Source organism: Phocaeicola coprophilus DSM 18228 = JCM 13818, assembly GCF_000157915.1.
GTDB classification, from domain to species: domain Bacteria; phylum Bacteroidota; class Bacteroidia; order Bacteroidales; family Bacteroidaceae; genus Phocaeicola; species Phocaeicola coprophilus.
The window spans coordinates 174,592-189,119 of sequence record NZ_EQ973632.1; the positions used below are offsets into that span (position 1 = coordinate 174,592).

Sequence of the window (14,528 nt, forward strand, 5' to 3'; positions counted from 1 at the left end):
TTTTGCAATTGAGAAGAGCTTTTCAACATTGCCTTTCTCAATTGCGTTGCAAAGGTACGATTTTTATTTTAACTTGCAAATAAAATCGATCATTTTTATTGCAGTAATTGCACATTCGTCTCCTTTGTTGCCCAATTTGCCGCCGGCACGGTCTTCTGCCTGCTGCATGGTATTGGTTGTGATCAGACCGTAAATGACTGGTACATCGCCGGTTGCATTCAACTGAGCTATGCCTTGGGTCGTTCCGGCACATACGTAATCAAAATGAGGGGTATCTCCGCGTACAACGCATCCGATAGCGATTACTGCATCGACTTTTCCGCTTTTAATCATTTGGGCAGAACCGAAAGTCAGTTCAAAGCTGCCCGGTACGGTTTGTACCAGAATGTTTTCGTCTTTTGCTCCGTGCTTTTTCAGAGTGTCAATGGCTCCTTTCATCAGAGCACCGGTGATGTTGCTGTTCCATTCGGATACAACGATTCCGAAACGCATGCCTGATGCATCGGGAACTGAATTGAAGTCGTAATCAGAAAGATTGTGATAAGCTGTTGCCATGGTGATAATAGTAATTAAATTTTAGAATCTGTGGTTTGATTATAATTACACGGATTAACAGGGAAGGATAAGAATATTCCGTGTTAATCCGTGTAACGGGCCTCTGTTTCTCCGGTTGCGGGAAGTCAGCGGCCTTCAGGCATCGGGCGTTTCTTATTTCAGTGAAGCGCGTTCGATGTATTTGTCAATGTCCATTGCCTGATATGAGTTGGCATATTTGTTCTTGACCTGCTTGTAAGCTTCTACGGCTTCAGCATTCTTGCCTTGCTTTTCAAAGATCTGTCCGGCCTGAATCAGGTAGATTGGGCTTAATGAAAGGCTGTTGGCGCGGTTGGCTGCCTTGATCAGTGTGGCGGCTGCCTTGTCCAGTTGTCCCATCTGTGCGTAGCAGTTACCGATGGTTCCCAGGATAGCCGGAGCAACGAGCTGGTCTTTGCCGTTGAACTTGTCGAGGTATTTCACGGCATCTTCATATTTGCCAAGCTGTGCATAGCAGATACCGCTGTATGCGTTTGCCAGATTTCCGGCTGCTGTTCCGCTGAATTCATCAGCGATTTTAAGGAAACCTGCATATCCCAGGCTGTCACCGTTCAGGGCCAGTTCATAGCTTTCTGCACCGAAATACTGTTCGCCTCTGAACAGGGCTTCAGATGCTTTTGCTTCTTTGGGCTCAGAGATAAAGTGTTTGTATCCCAGATAACCGCAAACTACGATAACCAGTGCCGCAACGGCTCCCAGTAAAACATTTTTGTACTTGATCAGGAATGCTTCTGAAGTGCTGAGAGCTTCATCAACATTCAATGGGTCGTGATGATGTTTTTGTTCAGTCATTTTTATATTCTTTTTTATTATTTCGTGGGTAATCCTATTTTGGACAGCAAAAGTAATTTATTTAAATGTATTAATGAAATTTGCGGGCAGGTTTTTTTCCCAATCTTGCTTTTATTGTTAATTTTGTGCTTCAAACAAGGACTTAATTATGTGGCTTAAACGCATCTCGATATTAAATTATAAGAATCTGGAGCAAGTGGATCTTGCTTTTTCACGTAAAATGAATTGCATTATCGGACGGAATGGTATGGGAAAAACCAATCTGATGGATGCGGTATATTATCTGTCGTTCTGCAAGAGTGCGACGAATCCCGTTGATTCGCAGAATATCTGTCATGACCAGGACTTTTTCGTTGTGCAGGGCTTTTATGAGACGGATGACGGAGATCCGGAGGAGGTCTACTGCGGGCTGAAACGAAGGCAGAAGAAGCAGTTCAAGAGGAATAAAAAGGAGTATACGCGTCTGTCGGATCACATTGGTCTGATTCCGCTGGTGATGGTTTCGCCAGCCGACTCTCTGCTGATTGCGGGCGGCAGTGAAGAACGCCGCCGTTTCATGGATGTGGTGATTTCGCAGTTCGACCGTGAATACCTGGACGCGCTGATCCGTTATAACAAGGCTTTGCTGCAACGAAACACTTTGCTGAAGGCTGAAGTGGAACCCGAGGAGGAGTTGATGGCTGTCTGGGAAGAGGCGATGGCTGCTTCCGGTGAGGTGGTCTATCGCAAGCGCCGGGAGTTTATTGATGAGTTCATTCCGGTGTTCCAGTCTTATTATTCTTATATTTCTCAGGGCCGCGAGCAGGTGAGCCTGGCCTACGAATCGCATGCGGCGGAAGGAAACCTGCTGGAACTGCTGGCTGCCAGCCGTCAGCGGGACCGCATCATGGGATATTCCCTGAAAGGTGTACACAAGGACGATCTGATCATGCAGCTGGGAGACTTTCCCATCAAGCGGGAAGGTTCGCAGGGACAGAACAAAACGTATCTCATTGCTCTGAAGCTGGCGCAGTTTGAATTCCTGAAGCGTACGGGAAGTCATACCACACCGATTGTCCTGCTGGATGATATTTTCGACAAGCTGGATGCTTCACGCGTGGAGCAGATCGTGAAGCTGGTGGCCGGTGACAGTTTCGGACAGATTTTCATCACGGATACCAACCGGGATCATCTGGACAAGATCCTGAAGAAAATAGAAGGAGACTACAAGCTGTTCGAAGTGGACAACGGTATGGTTAATGAAAGAGGGGAGGATACTTATGAAGCGGAATAATACGGAACAGGTGGGAGACGTGATCCGTCAGCTGCTGCGTCAGCAGGGACTGGAAACTCCCTTGAATGAGTATCGGCTGGTGGAGGCCTGGAAAGATGTGGTGGGACCGACCATCACGAAATATACCACGAATCTTTATATCCGTAACCAGACGCTTTATGTACATTTGTCTTCATCGGTTCTTCGTCAGGAGTTGTCGATGGGACGCCAGCTCCTGATTCGTAACCTGAATGCACAAGTCGGTTCGCAGGTAATCGTGAACATTATTTTCTGCTGACTTTTCCTTCTTCGGTCCACACTTCATCCATCACGCGGTCCAGAGGTTCCGACGGAATCTCTTCGCTCAGCTGGAAGCCGAAGCAAATGCCGATGTTGTAAGACCGAAGCTGTGGCAGCAGGCGGTCGTAGTATCCTTTTCCCCGTCCCAGCCGGTTGCCGTTGCGGTCGAAGGAAACTCCCGGAACAATGGTCAGTTCAATCTGTTCGGGGGTATCGTACAGTTCGCCGGTAGGTTCTTCGATACCGAAACTTCCCTTTTGCAGATCCTGAGGGCCTGTATATTGGCGCAGTTCCAGTTCGTCGCCTTTGACAACGGGCAGGATGATCTGTTTCTCCCGGCTCCATCGCTCTACGAATTCATGCGTCTGCACTTCATCGGGCAGGGAGTAATAGAGCAGAATGGTATGTGCCTGCCGGAAAGCCGGGTGATTCTCCAGCTTGCTAAGCAAGCTGGAAGACCACTTCGTAAGTTGCCGGACCGGATACAGCTTTTTCTTTTGGCTGATCGATTTGCGCAGTTGTTTTTTCTTTTCCCTGATCATGTTTTTCTTTCTTTGCGGTGACCGGCTGTTCCGGAGCTACCGGGAATGACTTGCCTTCTTCCAGAACTTCCAGGGCTTTCTGTACAGTCTGGTCGGTCTGGTTCAGATATTCGATATATGATTCCAGCCCGAGCATGTTGTAGATGATGTTTCCATACAGGCTGATTTCGAAGAGTTTCTTCGACTGCTGGATCTGGTTGTTGCGGCGCTTCAGTCCTTTCTTTTCCGCCCAGTTGGCAAAAGTGTTCAGCAGGTTCTGGGTTTTCAGATAGCTTTCCAGTTTCTCGGCCGTATCGTATTCCTTGAGGGCATTCCGGTTTCTGTCGGTATAATCGAAGGCGAAACGGATGGTCAGCCCCTGTCGGTCTGCCATGCGGAAATAGCTGGTCATGCCGATGGTGTCCTGCGGAACGAAGATGTCAGGCATGATACCTCCACCTCCGTATACCGGTCGTCCCAGGCTGGTGTAGTAGATTTCTTTTGTGTTCTGCTTGATGCTGTCGGCTGAGAAGAATTCACCGTGTTCGTAGCGGGTCAGCAGATCAAGTTCGTATTCTTCTTCTTTTCCTTTTTCATAAGGTTTCTGAATGCATCGTCCTGAGGGAGTGTAGTAGCGGGCGATGGTAAGGCGGATGGCTGATCCGTCGCTGAACTCGATGGGCTGCTGTACGAGACCCTTGCCGAACGAACGCCGTCCGATGATGGTTCCGCGGTCGTTGTCCTGGATGGCACCGGCAAAAATTTCACTGGCAGAGGCTGATCCTTCGTTGACGAGTACGATCAGCGGCATTTTCTGACTGCTTCCGGTTCCGTTGGAGCTGTAGTCTTCGCGCGGAGATTTTCTTCCCTCGGTGTAGACAATCAGTCGTTTGTTGGGCAGGAACTCGTTGACCATCTGGATGGCAGCGGCCATGTAACCTCCGGTGTTTCCGCGCAGGTCGATGATCAGTCCTTCACAGTTCTGCTGGCTCAGCTGGGCCAGGGCAATCAGCAGTTCGGGGTAAGTGGTTTCTCCGAATTTGTTCACCTTGATGTATCCGAACTTGTCACTGATCATATATGCTGCATCAATGCTCTTGACCGGAATGTCTCCGCGAACGATGGTGAAGTGCAGGATGTCTTTTTCTCCCGGACGGAAGATGCCCAGTTTGACCTTGCTTCCTTTTTCTCCCTTGAGGCGTTTCATGGATTCGCTGTTGGTGACGATCTTACCGACAAAGGCTGAGTCGTCGATCTCTACGATGCGGTCGCCGGCCATCAAGCCTACTTTTTCAGACGGCCCGCCCTGAATGACGCTGTTGATATGAATGGTGTCATCCTGTATGGTGAACTGGACTCCGATTCCGCTGAAGCTGCCCTTCAGGTCGGCTGTTACGGCTTCCAGGTCCTTAGCCGGGATATAGGAAGAGTGGGGGTCGAGTTCCGAAAGGATTTGCGGCATGGCTTCTTCCACCAGGTCTGCAATCTTGACCGTGTCCACATATTGATCGTCAATGATGCGCAGCAGGGCATTCAACTTGTTGGACGATGTGTTGATGATGCCTAGCTTGTTTCCCGAAAAGTGGTTGGCATAGAATGTTCCGATGGCTATACCGCCTACCAGACAGACGGCCAGCAGGAATGGGATAAAGCGTGTAGTGTTGTTTTTCATGGCTTATTCTTCATCTTTATTAATGTATACGATTTCAATGTTGGCTTTCTTCAGCAGGTTCAGTCCGTCTTCCAGCCTGTATTTCTCGCCATAGACCACTCGCTTGATGCCGGCCTGAATGATCAGTTTGGCACATTCAATGCATGGGGAAGCAGTAACGTACAGGGTTGCACCTTCGCTGCTGTTGTTTGACCGGGCTATTTTGGTGATGGCATTGGCTTCAGCGTGAAGAACGTACGGGATGGTGATTCCGTGTTCGTCCTCGCATACGTTTTCAAATCCGGCCGGAGTCCCGTTGTAACCGTCGGAGATAATCATTTTGTTTTTGACAATCAATGCACCTACTTTCCGGCGGTTGCAATAAGAGTTTTCGGCCCAGATCATGGCCATACGCATATAGCGCTTGTCAAGTATTTCCTGTTTGGTTTCGTTGTTTGTTTCCATTTTCAGTGTTGTTTTGAGTGGTTGTCAGGGATGTGCAAATTGGATACAGGTTGTCGCGCCTTCAGGTGCAAGTTGAAGAGTTTTGCTGTCTCCTCTGTAATATTTGACACCGTTGAGGAAACTGATGAACTCTTTATCCTTGCCTTTCAGATTGTCGGGGGTCTTCATGCTGCTGATGGAAAAAGTCCGTCCTTCTGCGTCTGCTTTCCATTTTCCGGTGAAGGTCCCGTTACTGAGCGTACCTGTAAGGGTTCCGTCTGTATCAAATGTAATAGTATATGCCAGCAGTTCTTCCAGATCTTGTGGCTTGGTGTATTGGGGAGTTCCCTGATTGTTCAGCTTGCCTCCCCAGTCAATGTTGTTATAGTAATTGATCAGTGCCCATTGGCCGCTGACAAATATTTCGTTGACATCGTCCTCGGCGCAGCTGTTCAGCATCATCATCGGCAGGAGGGCGAGAAGATAAATGAGTCGTTTCAGTATTTTCATATATAATAAGGTATAAGTTATTTGATTCCATTTCTTTTCAGCAAGGCATCGATGGTCGGTTCCTGGCCGCGGAAACGTTTGTAAAGTATCATCGGATGTTCTGTTCCTCCTCTCGACAGGATATTGTCACGGAAAGATTGTGCAACATCTGTATTGAAGATTCCTTTTTCCTTGAAGACGGAAAATGCATCGGCATCCAATACTTCTGCCCACTTGTAACTGTAGTAACCGGCTGAATATCCTCCAGACATGATGTGTCCGAACTGGACGGACATACAGGTTTCTTCCAGCTGGGGGAGCACCTGGGCACGCGTCCAGGCTGCTTTTTCGTATGCTTTGACATCTCCGTCGAACGGCGTTTCGCGCGTATACCAGGCCATGTCAAGCAGTCCGAAGCTGACTTGTCTCAGGCAGGCATATGCCACATTGAAGTTGCTGGCATCAATAATGCGCTGCAACAGTTCTTCGGGCATGGGTTCTCCTGTCTGGTAATGACGGGCAAATGTATTAAGAAATTCTTTTTCAATGGCGAAGTTTTCCATGATTTGTGACGGAAGTTCCACAAAATCCCAGTAAACATTGGTTCCGCTTGTGCTCTGGAAACGGGTATTGGAAAACATTCCGTGCAGGGCATGTCCGAATTCATGCAGGAAAGTATTGACTTCGGAGAAAGTAAGCAGGGCCGGTTTGTCTTCTGTCGGTTTGGTAAAGTTCATGGTGACAGACACATGAGGCCGGCTGTTGGTTCCGTTTTCCTCGATCCACTGTTCCTTGTAGCTGGTCATCCAGGCTCCGGACCGTTTGCCGGCACGGGGATGAAAATCTGTATAAAGCAGGGCCAGATAGCTTCCGTCCTTGTCGAATACTTCGTAGGCCTGTACATCCGGATGATAAACCGGGATGTCGTGATTTTCCTTGAATGTGATTCCGTACAGGCGTGTTGCCAGGCCGAAAACTCCTTTCTTGACTTGATTCAGTTCGAAGTAGGGGCGAAGAAGTTCTTCGTCCAGGCTGAACTTCTCATTTTTCAGTTTTTCGGCATAGTAGCTGAAGTCCCAGGGCATCAATTGGAAGTCATTTCCTTCCAGACGGTGGGCCAGTGCTTCAATCTCGGACACTTCCTTGTGAGCTGTCGGGGTATAAGCTTCCAGTAGCTGATTCAGCAAGTGGTAAACATGCTCGCTGTTTTCGGCCATGCGTTTGCGGAGAACATAGTCTGCATAAGTCTTGTATCCCAGAAGCTGAGCCAGTTGCATGCGCAGATTGACCAGCTGTTTGACGATTTCCAGATTGTTCAGTTCGTCATCGTGCGTACATTGCGTATTGTAGGCCATGTACAGTTTTTGTCGCAGATCACGCCGGCTGCTGTACTTCATGAACGGTACATAGCTGGGAGCCTGCAGGGTTATGATCCATCCTTCTTTGCCTTTTTCCCGGGCAGTCTGTGCAGCTGCTTCGATGGCACTTTCCGGAAGACCTTCCAGTTCATGCTTGTCAGTCAGCTGGAGTTCAAACTTATTGGTTTCTTTCAGATGGTTCTGAGAGAACTTCAGGGTAAGGCTGCTCAGTTCCATACTGATTTTCCGGAATGTCTCTTTGTCCTGATCCGACAGATTAGCTCCGTTCCGGATGAAGCCGTCGTAAGTCTTTTCCAGCAGTCTCATCTCTTCTGTTGTCAGATTCAGCGTATTGCGCATTTCATAAACCTGACGGATACGTGCAAAGAGTTTTTCGTTCAGGCTGATGTTATTGCCGTGTTCAGAGAGTTCGGGCATCATCTTTTCGGCGATAGCATCCATTTCATCGCACGTTTCAGCACTGATGAGATTAAAGAAAACCGTTGTAACTTTGTCCAGAAGTTTACCGGCATGTTCCAGTGCAAGGATGGTATTGGCGAATGTCGGTGTTTCCGGATTGTTTATGATTTGTTGGATTTCTTCGTCTTCTTGCCGCATTCCTTCACGCATGGCCGGCTCATAGTCTGAAAGCTGGATGCGGTCGAAGGGAGTGGCATCGTGTAAAGTATGATAGGGTTCTAAAAATGGATTTGACATATGGTGTGATTATTCTTTAGTTAATGAATGAAGAGTAAATGAGTTTTCATATTCCTCGGCTAAAGGTTTCAGCTCCGGAATAATGATTTTCTTTCGGCTGAGTTCGGCCAATCCTTGTTGCTGGAATTCGTTCAGCACTTTAGAAACGTTGATGCGCGTGTCATCAATCAGTTCGGCAAGAACTTCCATCTTTATATAGAGAGTTTTAGGGCCGGTCTGACTGGCACATCTCAGCAACAGGAAATTGATTATTTTATTGCGGGTATTTCCGATGTGTGCATTCCATAATTTGTTGTAAATGGTTTGCGCCCGGTTGCTCAGGATGTTGAGATAATTCAGCCGGAATATTTCATAATTATTTAATTGTGCCACCACATAGGATTTGTCAATAATCAACGCGGTGACTTCGGTAAGCGCTTTATAGGAAGCCGTATAGCTGGTATGCATTCCGAAGAGCGAATAGGGTTCTATGACGTGTGGTTCCGTAAATGTTTCCTCGATTGTATAGGAATGACGGGAGTCGGCAGATTCGGACTGTACAGAACCGCTCAGGATGAATATCAGTTGTTTACAGGTTGTTCCCTGTTTGACGATGCTGGTGTTGGGTGTATATTTGTGAAAATGCAATTTAACTTTTTCTAGTATGGTAGTGAAATCATTCTTGCATATTCCTTGAAAAAGAGGAAGCTGCAAAAGTTTATCGTACATTGTTTCTTCCATGTCTAATTAACTTTTTAAGTTATATTTTAACAAGCAAAGGTAACCATTTATTCTGTTTTTCAATTCATTCTTTTTATTGGTTTTACCTTTTTTATTGTTTCTTACCGTCTGATAATGTTTAAAAGGAGTGTTGCAGATGAATAAAAAAGTAATATCTTTGCAGAGAGTAAGTAAAAAACGAGGTGTAAATTATGGGAACATTTAATTTTCAGGAGTTCTTGAGTGCCTTTATTGTATTGTTTGCAGTAATTGACATAATAGGTTCAATTCCAATTATTTTGGATTTGAAACAAAAGGGACGTTCGGTGAATGCTGTCAAAGCGACAGGAATTGCGTTTGCTTTGTTGTTAGGCTTTTTTTATGTCGGCGACGGAATGTTGCGTTTGTTTCAGGTAGATATTGCTTCATTTGCGGTTGCAGGTGCATTTGTTATTTTCCTGATGTCGCTGGAAATGATTCTGGATGTGGAAATATTTAAAAATACCGGTCCGATAAAGGAGGCAACATTAGTCCCGCTGGTATTTCCTTTGCTGGCAGGTGCTGGAGCGTTTACAACGTTATTGTCTCTACGGGCTGAGTATGCATCGCTGAATATCGTGCTGGCATTGATTGTCAATATGGTGTGGGTATATATTGTATTGAGGCTGACAGACCGTATCGAACGTTTGCTGGGGAAAGGTGGTATTTACGTGATTCGTAAGTTCTTCGGTATCATTCTGCTTGCTATCTCTGCCCGGTTGTTTACGGCTAATCTGACTTCTTTGATCGAGCAGTTCCAGGCCATGAAATAAAAGAAAGGATATTGGGAATATCTGAAAACAGAGTTTAAATAAAAAAGGTGTGCGACGTTTATCTTCCGTAATGCGTCGCACACCTTTTTGCTGTTATCGGATTCTCAGAAAGAGAAGGTTATTTCTTGATATACTTTTTCATGCCTTCCGTGAAGAAAGTATTCGTTTTTCCCTGTTCGTCAGAATAGATAAAATAAGCATCCAGTTCTGGGTGGGCTGCACAGATTGCTTTGGCTGAATCCAGTCCCAGGACCATGAAAGAAGTAGCATAAGCATCGGCTGTGGCGCAATCCCGGGCAACAACTGTTGATGACAGAATGTTGTGCTGAACGGGATAGCCGCTTCGAGGGTCGATGGTATGTGCGTATTTCTTTCCGTCTTTGTAATAGAAGTTGCGGTAGTTGCCGGAAGTCGCCATACCTACGTTCGTGATTTCCAGAATGGTCTGTAACTCTTGATTGACGGAAAGAGAGTCGTCGATCGGTTTGTTGATACCGATACGCCAGGTTTCCATTTGGGCATTCTGGCCTTTCATTGACAATTCGCCACCGATATCAATCATGTAATTCTTGATACCTTTCCGGTCGAACAGCCGGGCGACACAGTCTACTCCAAAGCCTTTGGCAACCGAACTGCAATCCAGCATGACGCGCGGGTCTTTCTTGGTGATCTTTCCGTTTTCCAGATTGATCTTGTCGATGCCGATGAATTGTTTGAGGCTGTCAATCATGGTTGAATCAGGAAAGGATGAATGCTTGAAACCAAATCCCCAGGCATTCACCAGCGGAGCAACCGTAATATCAAATGCTCCGTGTGTTTCTGCCGAGATTGATTTGGACAACAGGAAGACACGGGTAAACATACTGTCGACTGTGTTGTCCGTGTTGTTGTTGATGTGAGTGATAATTGATTTTTTATTGAACGGAGAAAGGGAGTTGTCCACTTTCTGTAATTCCGCCTCGATTTCTTCTTTCAGATTTTCTTTGTACTGGTAAGTGATTTTATACATGGTTCCGAATACCAGTCCCTGGTCTGTTTGATAAGGAGCCTGCTTCCGAAGGATCAGAACAGTACCTACAATCAGTACCAACAGGAACGGAACCTGCCATTTAAGTTTTTTGTTTGCGGGCATAATTCAGTTGGGTTTTAATGATTTGCTAATAGATGTTCAAACAATATTTTTACACCGATTCCGATCAGTACGAGACCTCCGAAGATTTCAACGCGCAGGTTGAAGCGTTTCCCGAAAAATACTCCGATCAGACTTCCGGCCAGAGAAATTACGAATGAGGCAATTCCGATAGCTGTCAGCGGATAGAGGAGGGAGGACAATGTGCGGAAGCCGGTGAAGGCAAAAGAAATTCCTACGGCCAGTGCGTCGATACTGGTTGCAACAGCCAGTGTCAGAATGACTTTCATTCGGGTGGGATCGAAACTCCGCTCTTCTTCATCCTTGAAATGTTCACGGATCATACGGATTCCCAGAAAGGCAAGCAAGGCGAAAGCAATCCAGTGATCATACGTTTCGATCAGGTGATTGAAACGGCTCGCCCCCAACCATCCAAGAAAAGGCATGGCTGCCTGAAACAGGCCGAAAAGAAAAGCCATTTTCAGGAAGATCCCCCATCGGATGCGGTGAAGAATGATACCGCTAGTAATAGAAACGGTGAAGCAGTCAATGGCAAGGCTTACTGCCAAAAGCCAGATTTCCAGTATACTCATGATCTAGAAAGGAAGATTATAGATTAGGTGATACATCAGGTTGAAGCTGCTTCCGGCATTCTTTCCGAAACCGGGTATGTACCAGGGTTCCGAATTCTCATGGTTCTTGACACTCATGCGCATTTTGTAGCGTACGCTCCATCCCATACAAAAGCTTTTGTAGATTTTGACTTTGATGCCAACCAGCCCCTCCAGCCACGAAGCGTTGCTCTTTTGTCCGTGGTATGAATAGGGAACTTCGATGAGACCTCCGTAATTGGGATCGGTCATGGCCGGTCCGTCCACATCATAACTGAAAGAAGTCATACCATAGCGAAGGCCTACATACAAATATCCCGGCAGATGAGTTTTTTTGTACATGATATTGTAATCCATTCCGATCCGGAAGAAAGGAGCCGAGGTCTTGTAATGCAGATTCGTTCCGTCATTGACCGCATCAGCTTTTCCATAACCGATTTCCAGAACCGGAAGGAACCGGTTTTTCAGGTTGCTCTGGATTTGTATTTCGCTGCTGAGTATGTCGCTTCCCAGCAAATGGCTTGCTAATCCCGCTATTTCCAGACCGACAGCTGTTCCCTGATATAGCGGAGTTTCTTTCTTCTCTTTCTTCTTTACCTTCGTTGGGGCAGGAGTTTGTCCTGTTGCAGGTGCGGAAATCAGAAGAAGACTACTCGCTATCAGCAGCTGTGAAATAAATTCTGAAATTCTCTTTTTCATTATTATCTATGTTCGGGTTAGTAATTGTAAGCGAGTCCAGCTGGTGATGGGTATACGTAACATGCTCTACCTCATGGAACATCATGGTGCCGCAGTCCAGATTGATAAAATAAGGAATATTGCGATGCTCCAGTATGACCGTGTCTGGTCTTCGCCCCTGATATGCAATGACGAAACGGGTCTGACTGTTGTAGCTGAGCGGAAGTTTGAAACTGCTGGCGTTGCTTTCACTGTTGATCAGTGTGTCGCTGATCAGGGAATCGTGTACAACTCGCTCCTGAATACTTCCGTCGGGTAACGTGTCATGAACAGTTACGTCCATTTGTATTTGTCCGTATACACTGACTGGATCAGCCAGAGCTACTTCTCTGCCGTACTGGTCAACCAGTGTGAAATGAGCATATGAGAGCGCATTGGGCGGACAGTTTTCCACTTCACAGGCGGGGAAGAATAATCCTGCCCCGAGGAGCAGGAATAATAGGGCCGGTAGCTTTCTCATAGACGGATCAGAGTTCTTTTTCAATTTGGTAATTGTTTCTCTCCGGAGCATTCCGGGCTATCAGTTCACCGATAAATCCTGCCAGGAATAGTTGCGTACCCAGAATCATGGTAGTCAGTGCCAGATAAAAATACGGACTTTCGGTTACCAGACGATACGGATTCCCGTTGTACATGTCATAGAGTTTGGTGGCTCCCACAACAATGACGGCAATGAATCCCAGTATAAACATGATAGAACCTAAGAAACCGAAGATATGCATCGGCTTGATGCCGAATTTGGACAGGAACCAAAGGGTAAGCAGATCCAGATAACCGTTTACAAAACGGTTCAGTCCGAACTTGGTTTTGCCATATTTGCGTGCCTGATGATGAACAACCTTTTCTCCGATGCGGTTGAAGCCTGCATTCTTAGCAAGGTAGGGAATGTAACGGTGCATTTCTCCATACACCTCAATATTCTTGATGACTTCCCGGCGATAGGCTTTCAGTCCGCAGTTGAAGTCGTGCAGATTCTTGATGCCGGATACAGCACGGGCTGTGGCATTGAACAGTTTGGTCGGAATGGTTTTTGACAGAGGGTCGTATCTTTTCTGCTTCCATCCGGAAACCAGATCATATCCGTCTTCTGTAATCATCCGGTAAAGTTCCGGTATTTCATCCGGGCTGTCCTGCAAGTCAGCGTCCATGGTGATCACAACATCCCCCTGTGCACGTTTGAAACCGCAGTACAAGGCTGGAGATTTTCCGTAGTTGCGCCGGAATTTGATGCCTTTTACTTTGTCTGACTGTTTGCTCAGTTCTTCAATGACTTGCCAGGAACGGTCCGTACTTCCGTCGTTGACAAAAATGATTTCATAACTGAATCCATGGGCATTCATTACCCGTTCGATCCATGCATGCAGTTCCGGTAAGGATTCTTCTTCATTATAAAGAGGTACAACTATCGATATATCCATAATTTTAAAATTGTTTTTTACGTTTGGTGGCCAGCAGAGCAGTCGGAATCGTGATCAGCCCGCAGTAGAAAAGGTTTTGTGCAACAAGCTGGAACATGATTTGTTTGGGAGACAAGGCTCCTGCCAGATTCAGTGCTTCAATCATTTGATCAACGGAAGTTTCCATTTCTCCACTGACTGAATATTTGATATTTTCCAGCTGTTCCAGACAAGTGTTCACGATGAATCCGTTGTCGATGAACCGGAAATAGATATAATGTGCCATGGCTACAAGGACAATTGCAAACAGATACATCAGGGAGGTAAAAGCAAAAGCCTGTAAGAAATTCAGCTCTCCGCCGCACTCACGCTCTCTATACTTGCGTACATATATATATCCCAGGATCGGTACGAACAAGGTCAGTAAAAGGAATAAAAGCTGCAACAGGGGAATGGTGAATCCCACAGGAAGCAGAATAAACTTGAGTATCCAGAATAGGCCCATCAGCGTGCCGAAGCGCATGGCATGTTGTTGTAATGTCATTGGTTTGTTGCTCGTCATGTCAATCATGATTGGTTTATTATGCAAAAGTACGTTTTTTCGCTTATTGATATCCTATGTAGGGGATAAAAATCATAAAAAAAGAACTTTTTTCGCATTTTTTTGCTGCAACCTATTGCAGGTTTAAAAAAAATGCCTACCTTTGCACTCGCAATCGAGAAACAACGATAGAAAGTTAAAAACTCGGTGGCAGACATACGGGTAAGTCCCATACGGCCAGCTCCCTTCGAATCCTCCAGGGCTTGATCGCAGCAAAGGTAGTTGGTTGTAGCGGCGCGATATGGCAAGCTTACCCACCCGCCTCTTTAGCTCAGTTGGCCAGAGCACGTGATTTGTAATCTCGGGGTCGTTGGTTCGAATCCGACAAGAGGCTCTCCAAAGCGGATATATCTAACGGATGTATCCGCTTTTTCTTTGTATGCTCGGCATGAGTATTAGCTAACGGGTGCAAGTCCCCAATGA

The 14,528-nt window shown here is 46.4% G+C and carries 17 protein-coding genes and 1 tRNA gene; 4 read left to right on the forward strand and 14 right to left on the reverse strand.

From position 1 onward, the window contains the following. Positions 1-63 precede the first annotated feature (63 nt). Both ribH and BACCOPRO_RS02335 read right to left on the reverse strand, forming a co-directional pair. A complete protein-coding gene (gene ribH, locus BACCOPRO_RS02330; protein WP_008140538.1) occupies positions 64-555 on the reverse strand; it encodes a 6,7-dimethyl-8-ribityllumazine synthase in 492 nt (163 codons plus the stop codon). A gap of 153 nt (positions 556-708) precedes the next feature. Beyond that, complete coding sequence (locus BACCOPRO_RS02335) at positions 709-1,386, reverse strand: tetratricopeptide repeat protein (protein ID WP_008140541.1); 678 nt, start codon at positions 1,384-1,386, stop codon at positions 709-711. A 148-nt stretch (positions 1,387-1,534) separates the two neighbouring features. On the opposite strand from BACCOPRO_RS02335, the gene recF reads away from it, so the two are divergent. After that, positions 1,535-2,659, forward strand: coding sequence for a DNA replication/repair protein RecF (gene recF, locus BACCOPRO_RS02340; protein ID WP_008140544.1), 1,125 nt, complete (start codon positions 1,535-1,537; stop codon positions 2,657-2,659). Next, positions 2,646-2,936 carry a DciA family protein gene (locus BACCOPRO_RS02345; RefSeq protein ID WP_008140546.1) on the forward strand — a complete coding sequence of 97 codons (291 nt, stop codon included), beginning with the start codon at positions 2,646-2,648 and terminating at the stop codon, positions 2,934-2,936. Before recF ends, BACCOPRO_RS02345 begins: the two co-directional genes overlap by 14 nt. On the opposite strand, the gene BACCOPRO_RS02350 is transcribed toward BACCOPRO_RS02345, so the two are convergent. The 6 genes from BACCOPRO_RS02350 to BACCOPRO_RS02375 are packed head-to-tail and all read right to left on the reverse strand — an operon-like array spanning position 2,923 to position 8,838. After that, complete coding sequence (locus tag BACCOPRO_RS02350) at positions 2,923-3,480, reverse strand: 5-formyltetrahydrofolate cyclo-ligase (protein ID WP_081446907.1); 558 nt, start codon at positions 3,478-3,480, stop codon at positions 2,923-2,925. The two genes, BACCOPRO_RS02345 and BACCOPRO_RS02350, sit on opposite strands and share 14 nt — an antisense overlap. Further along, positions 3,380-5,131, reverse strand: coding sequence for a S41 family peptidase (locus BACCOPRO_RS02355; protein WP_008140549.1), 1,752 nt, complete (start codon positions 5,129-5,131; stop codon positions 3,380-3,382). The genes BACCOPRO_RS02350 and BACCOPRO_RS02355 overlap by 101 nt, the downstream gene beginning before the upstream one ends. Before the next feature lie 3 nt (positions 5,132-5,134). Next, positions 5,135-5,575: a deoxycytidylate deaminase gene (locus BACCOPRO_RS02360; protein ID WP_008140551.1), complete on the reverse strand. Its 441-nt coding sequence runs from the start codon at positions 5,573-5,575 to the stop codon at positions 5,135-5,137. A gap of 24 nt (positions 5,576-5,599) precedes the next feature. Continuing rightward, positions 5,600-6,064, reverse strand: a complete 465-nt coding sequence (locus BACCOPRO_RS02365; RefSeq protein WP_008140553.1) for a DUF4847 family protein — start codon at positions 6,062-6,064, stop codon at positions 5,600-5,602. A gap of 17 nt (positions 6,065-6,081) precedes the next feature. Further along, a complete protein-coding gene (locus BACCOPRO_RS02370) occupies positions 6,082-8,118 on the reverse strand; it encodes a M3 family metallopeptidase (protein WP_008140555.1) in 2,037 nt (678 codons plus the stop codon). A gap of 9 nt (positions 8,119-8,127) precedes the next feature. After that, positions 8,128-8,838, reverse strand: coding sequence for a Crp/Fnr family transcriptional regulator (locus BACCOPRO_RS02375; RefSeq protein ID WP_008140556.1), 711 nt, complete (start codon positions 8,836-8,838; stop codon positions 8,128-8,130). Positions 8,839-9,026: 188 nt separating this feature from the next. Here BACCOPRO_RS02375 and BACCOPRO_RS02380 point away from each other — a divergent pair, with 188 nt between their 5' ends. Continuing rightward, entirely contained in the window at positions 9,027-9,629 is a 603-nt protein-coding gene (locus tag BACCOPRO_RS02380) for a MarC family protein (protein WP_040311069.1), read from the forward strand. A 118-nt stretch (positions 9,630-9,747) separates the two neighbouring features. On the opposite strand, the gene BACCOPRO_RS02385 is transcribed toward BACCOPRO_RS02380, so the two are convergent. The 6 genes from BACCOPRO_RS02385 to BACCOPRO_RS02410 are packed head-to-tail and all read right to left on the reverse strand — an operon-like array spanning position 9,748 to position 14,066. Next, positions 9,748-10,761, reverse strand: a complete 1,014-nt coding sequence (locus BACCOPRO_RS02385) for an FAD:protein FMN transferase (RefSeq protein WP_008140559.1) — start codon at positions 10,759-10,761, stop codon at positions 9,748-9,750. A gap of 14 nt (positions 10,762-10,775) precedes the next feature. Next, on the reverse strand, positions 10,776-11,351 hold the full coding sequence (locus BACCOPRO_RS02390; protein ID WP_008140560.1) for a manganese efflux pump MntP: 576 nt from the start codon (positions 11,349-11,351) through the stop codon (positions 10,776-10,778). Positions 11,352-11,354: 3 nt separating this feature from the next. Then, a complete protein-coding gene (locus tag BACCOPRO_RS02395; RefSeq protein ID WP_008140562.1) occupies positions 11,355-12,068 on the reverse strand; it encodes a DUF6048 family protein in 714 nt (237 codons plus the stop codon). Continuing rightward, entirely contained in the window at positions 12,019-12,567 is a 549-nt protein-coding gene (locus tag BACCOPRO_RS02400; protein WP_008140563.1) for a DUF6452 family protein, read from the reverse strand. Before BACCOPRO_RS02400 ends, BACCOPRO_RS02395 begins: the two co-directional genes overlap by 50 nt. Before the next feature lie 7 nt (positions 12,568-12,574). Beyond that, entirely contained in the window at positions 12,575-13,525 is a 951-nt protein-coding gene (locus BACCOPRO_RS02405) for a glycosyltransferase family 2 protein (RefSeq protein ID WP_008140565.1), read from the reverse strand. Positions 13,526-13,529: 4 nt separating this feature from the next. After that, complete coding sequence (locus BACCOPRO_RS02410; RefSeq protein WP_022278005.1) at positions 13,530-14,066, reverse strand: DUF4199 domain-containing protein; 537 nt, start codon at positions 14,064-14,066, stop codon at positions 13,530-13,532. 299 nt (positions 14,067-14,365) lie between these two features. Between BACCOPRO_RS02410 and BACCOPRO_RS02420 the strand changes: the two genes are divergently transcribed. Then, positions 14,366-14,439, forward strand: a tRNA-Thr gene (locus BACCOPRO_RS02420). Positions 14,440-14,528: the final 89 nt, after the last annotated feature.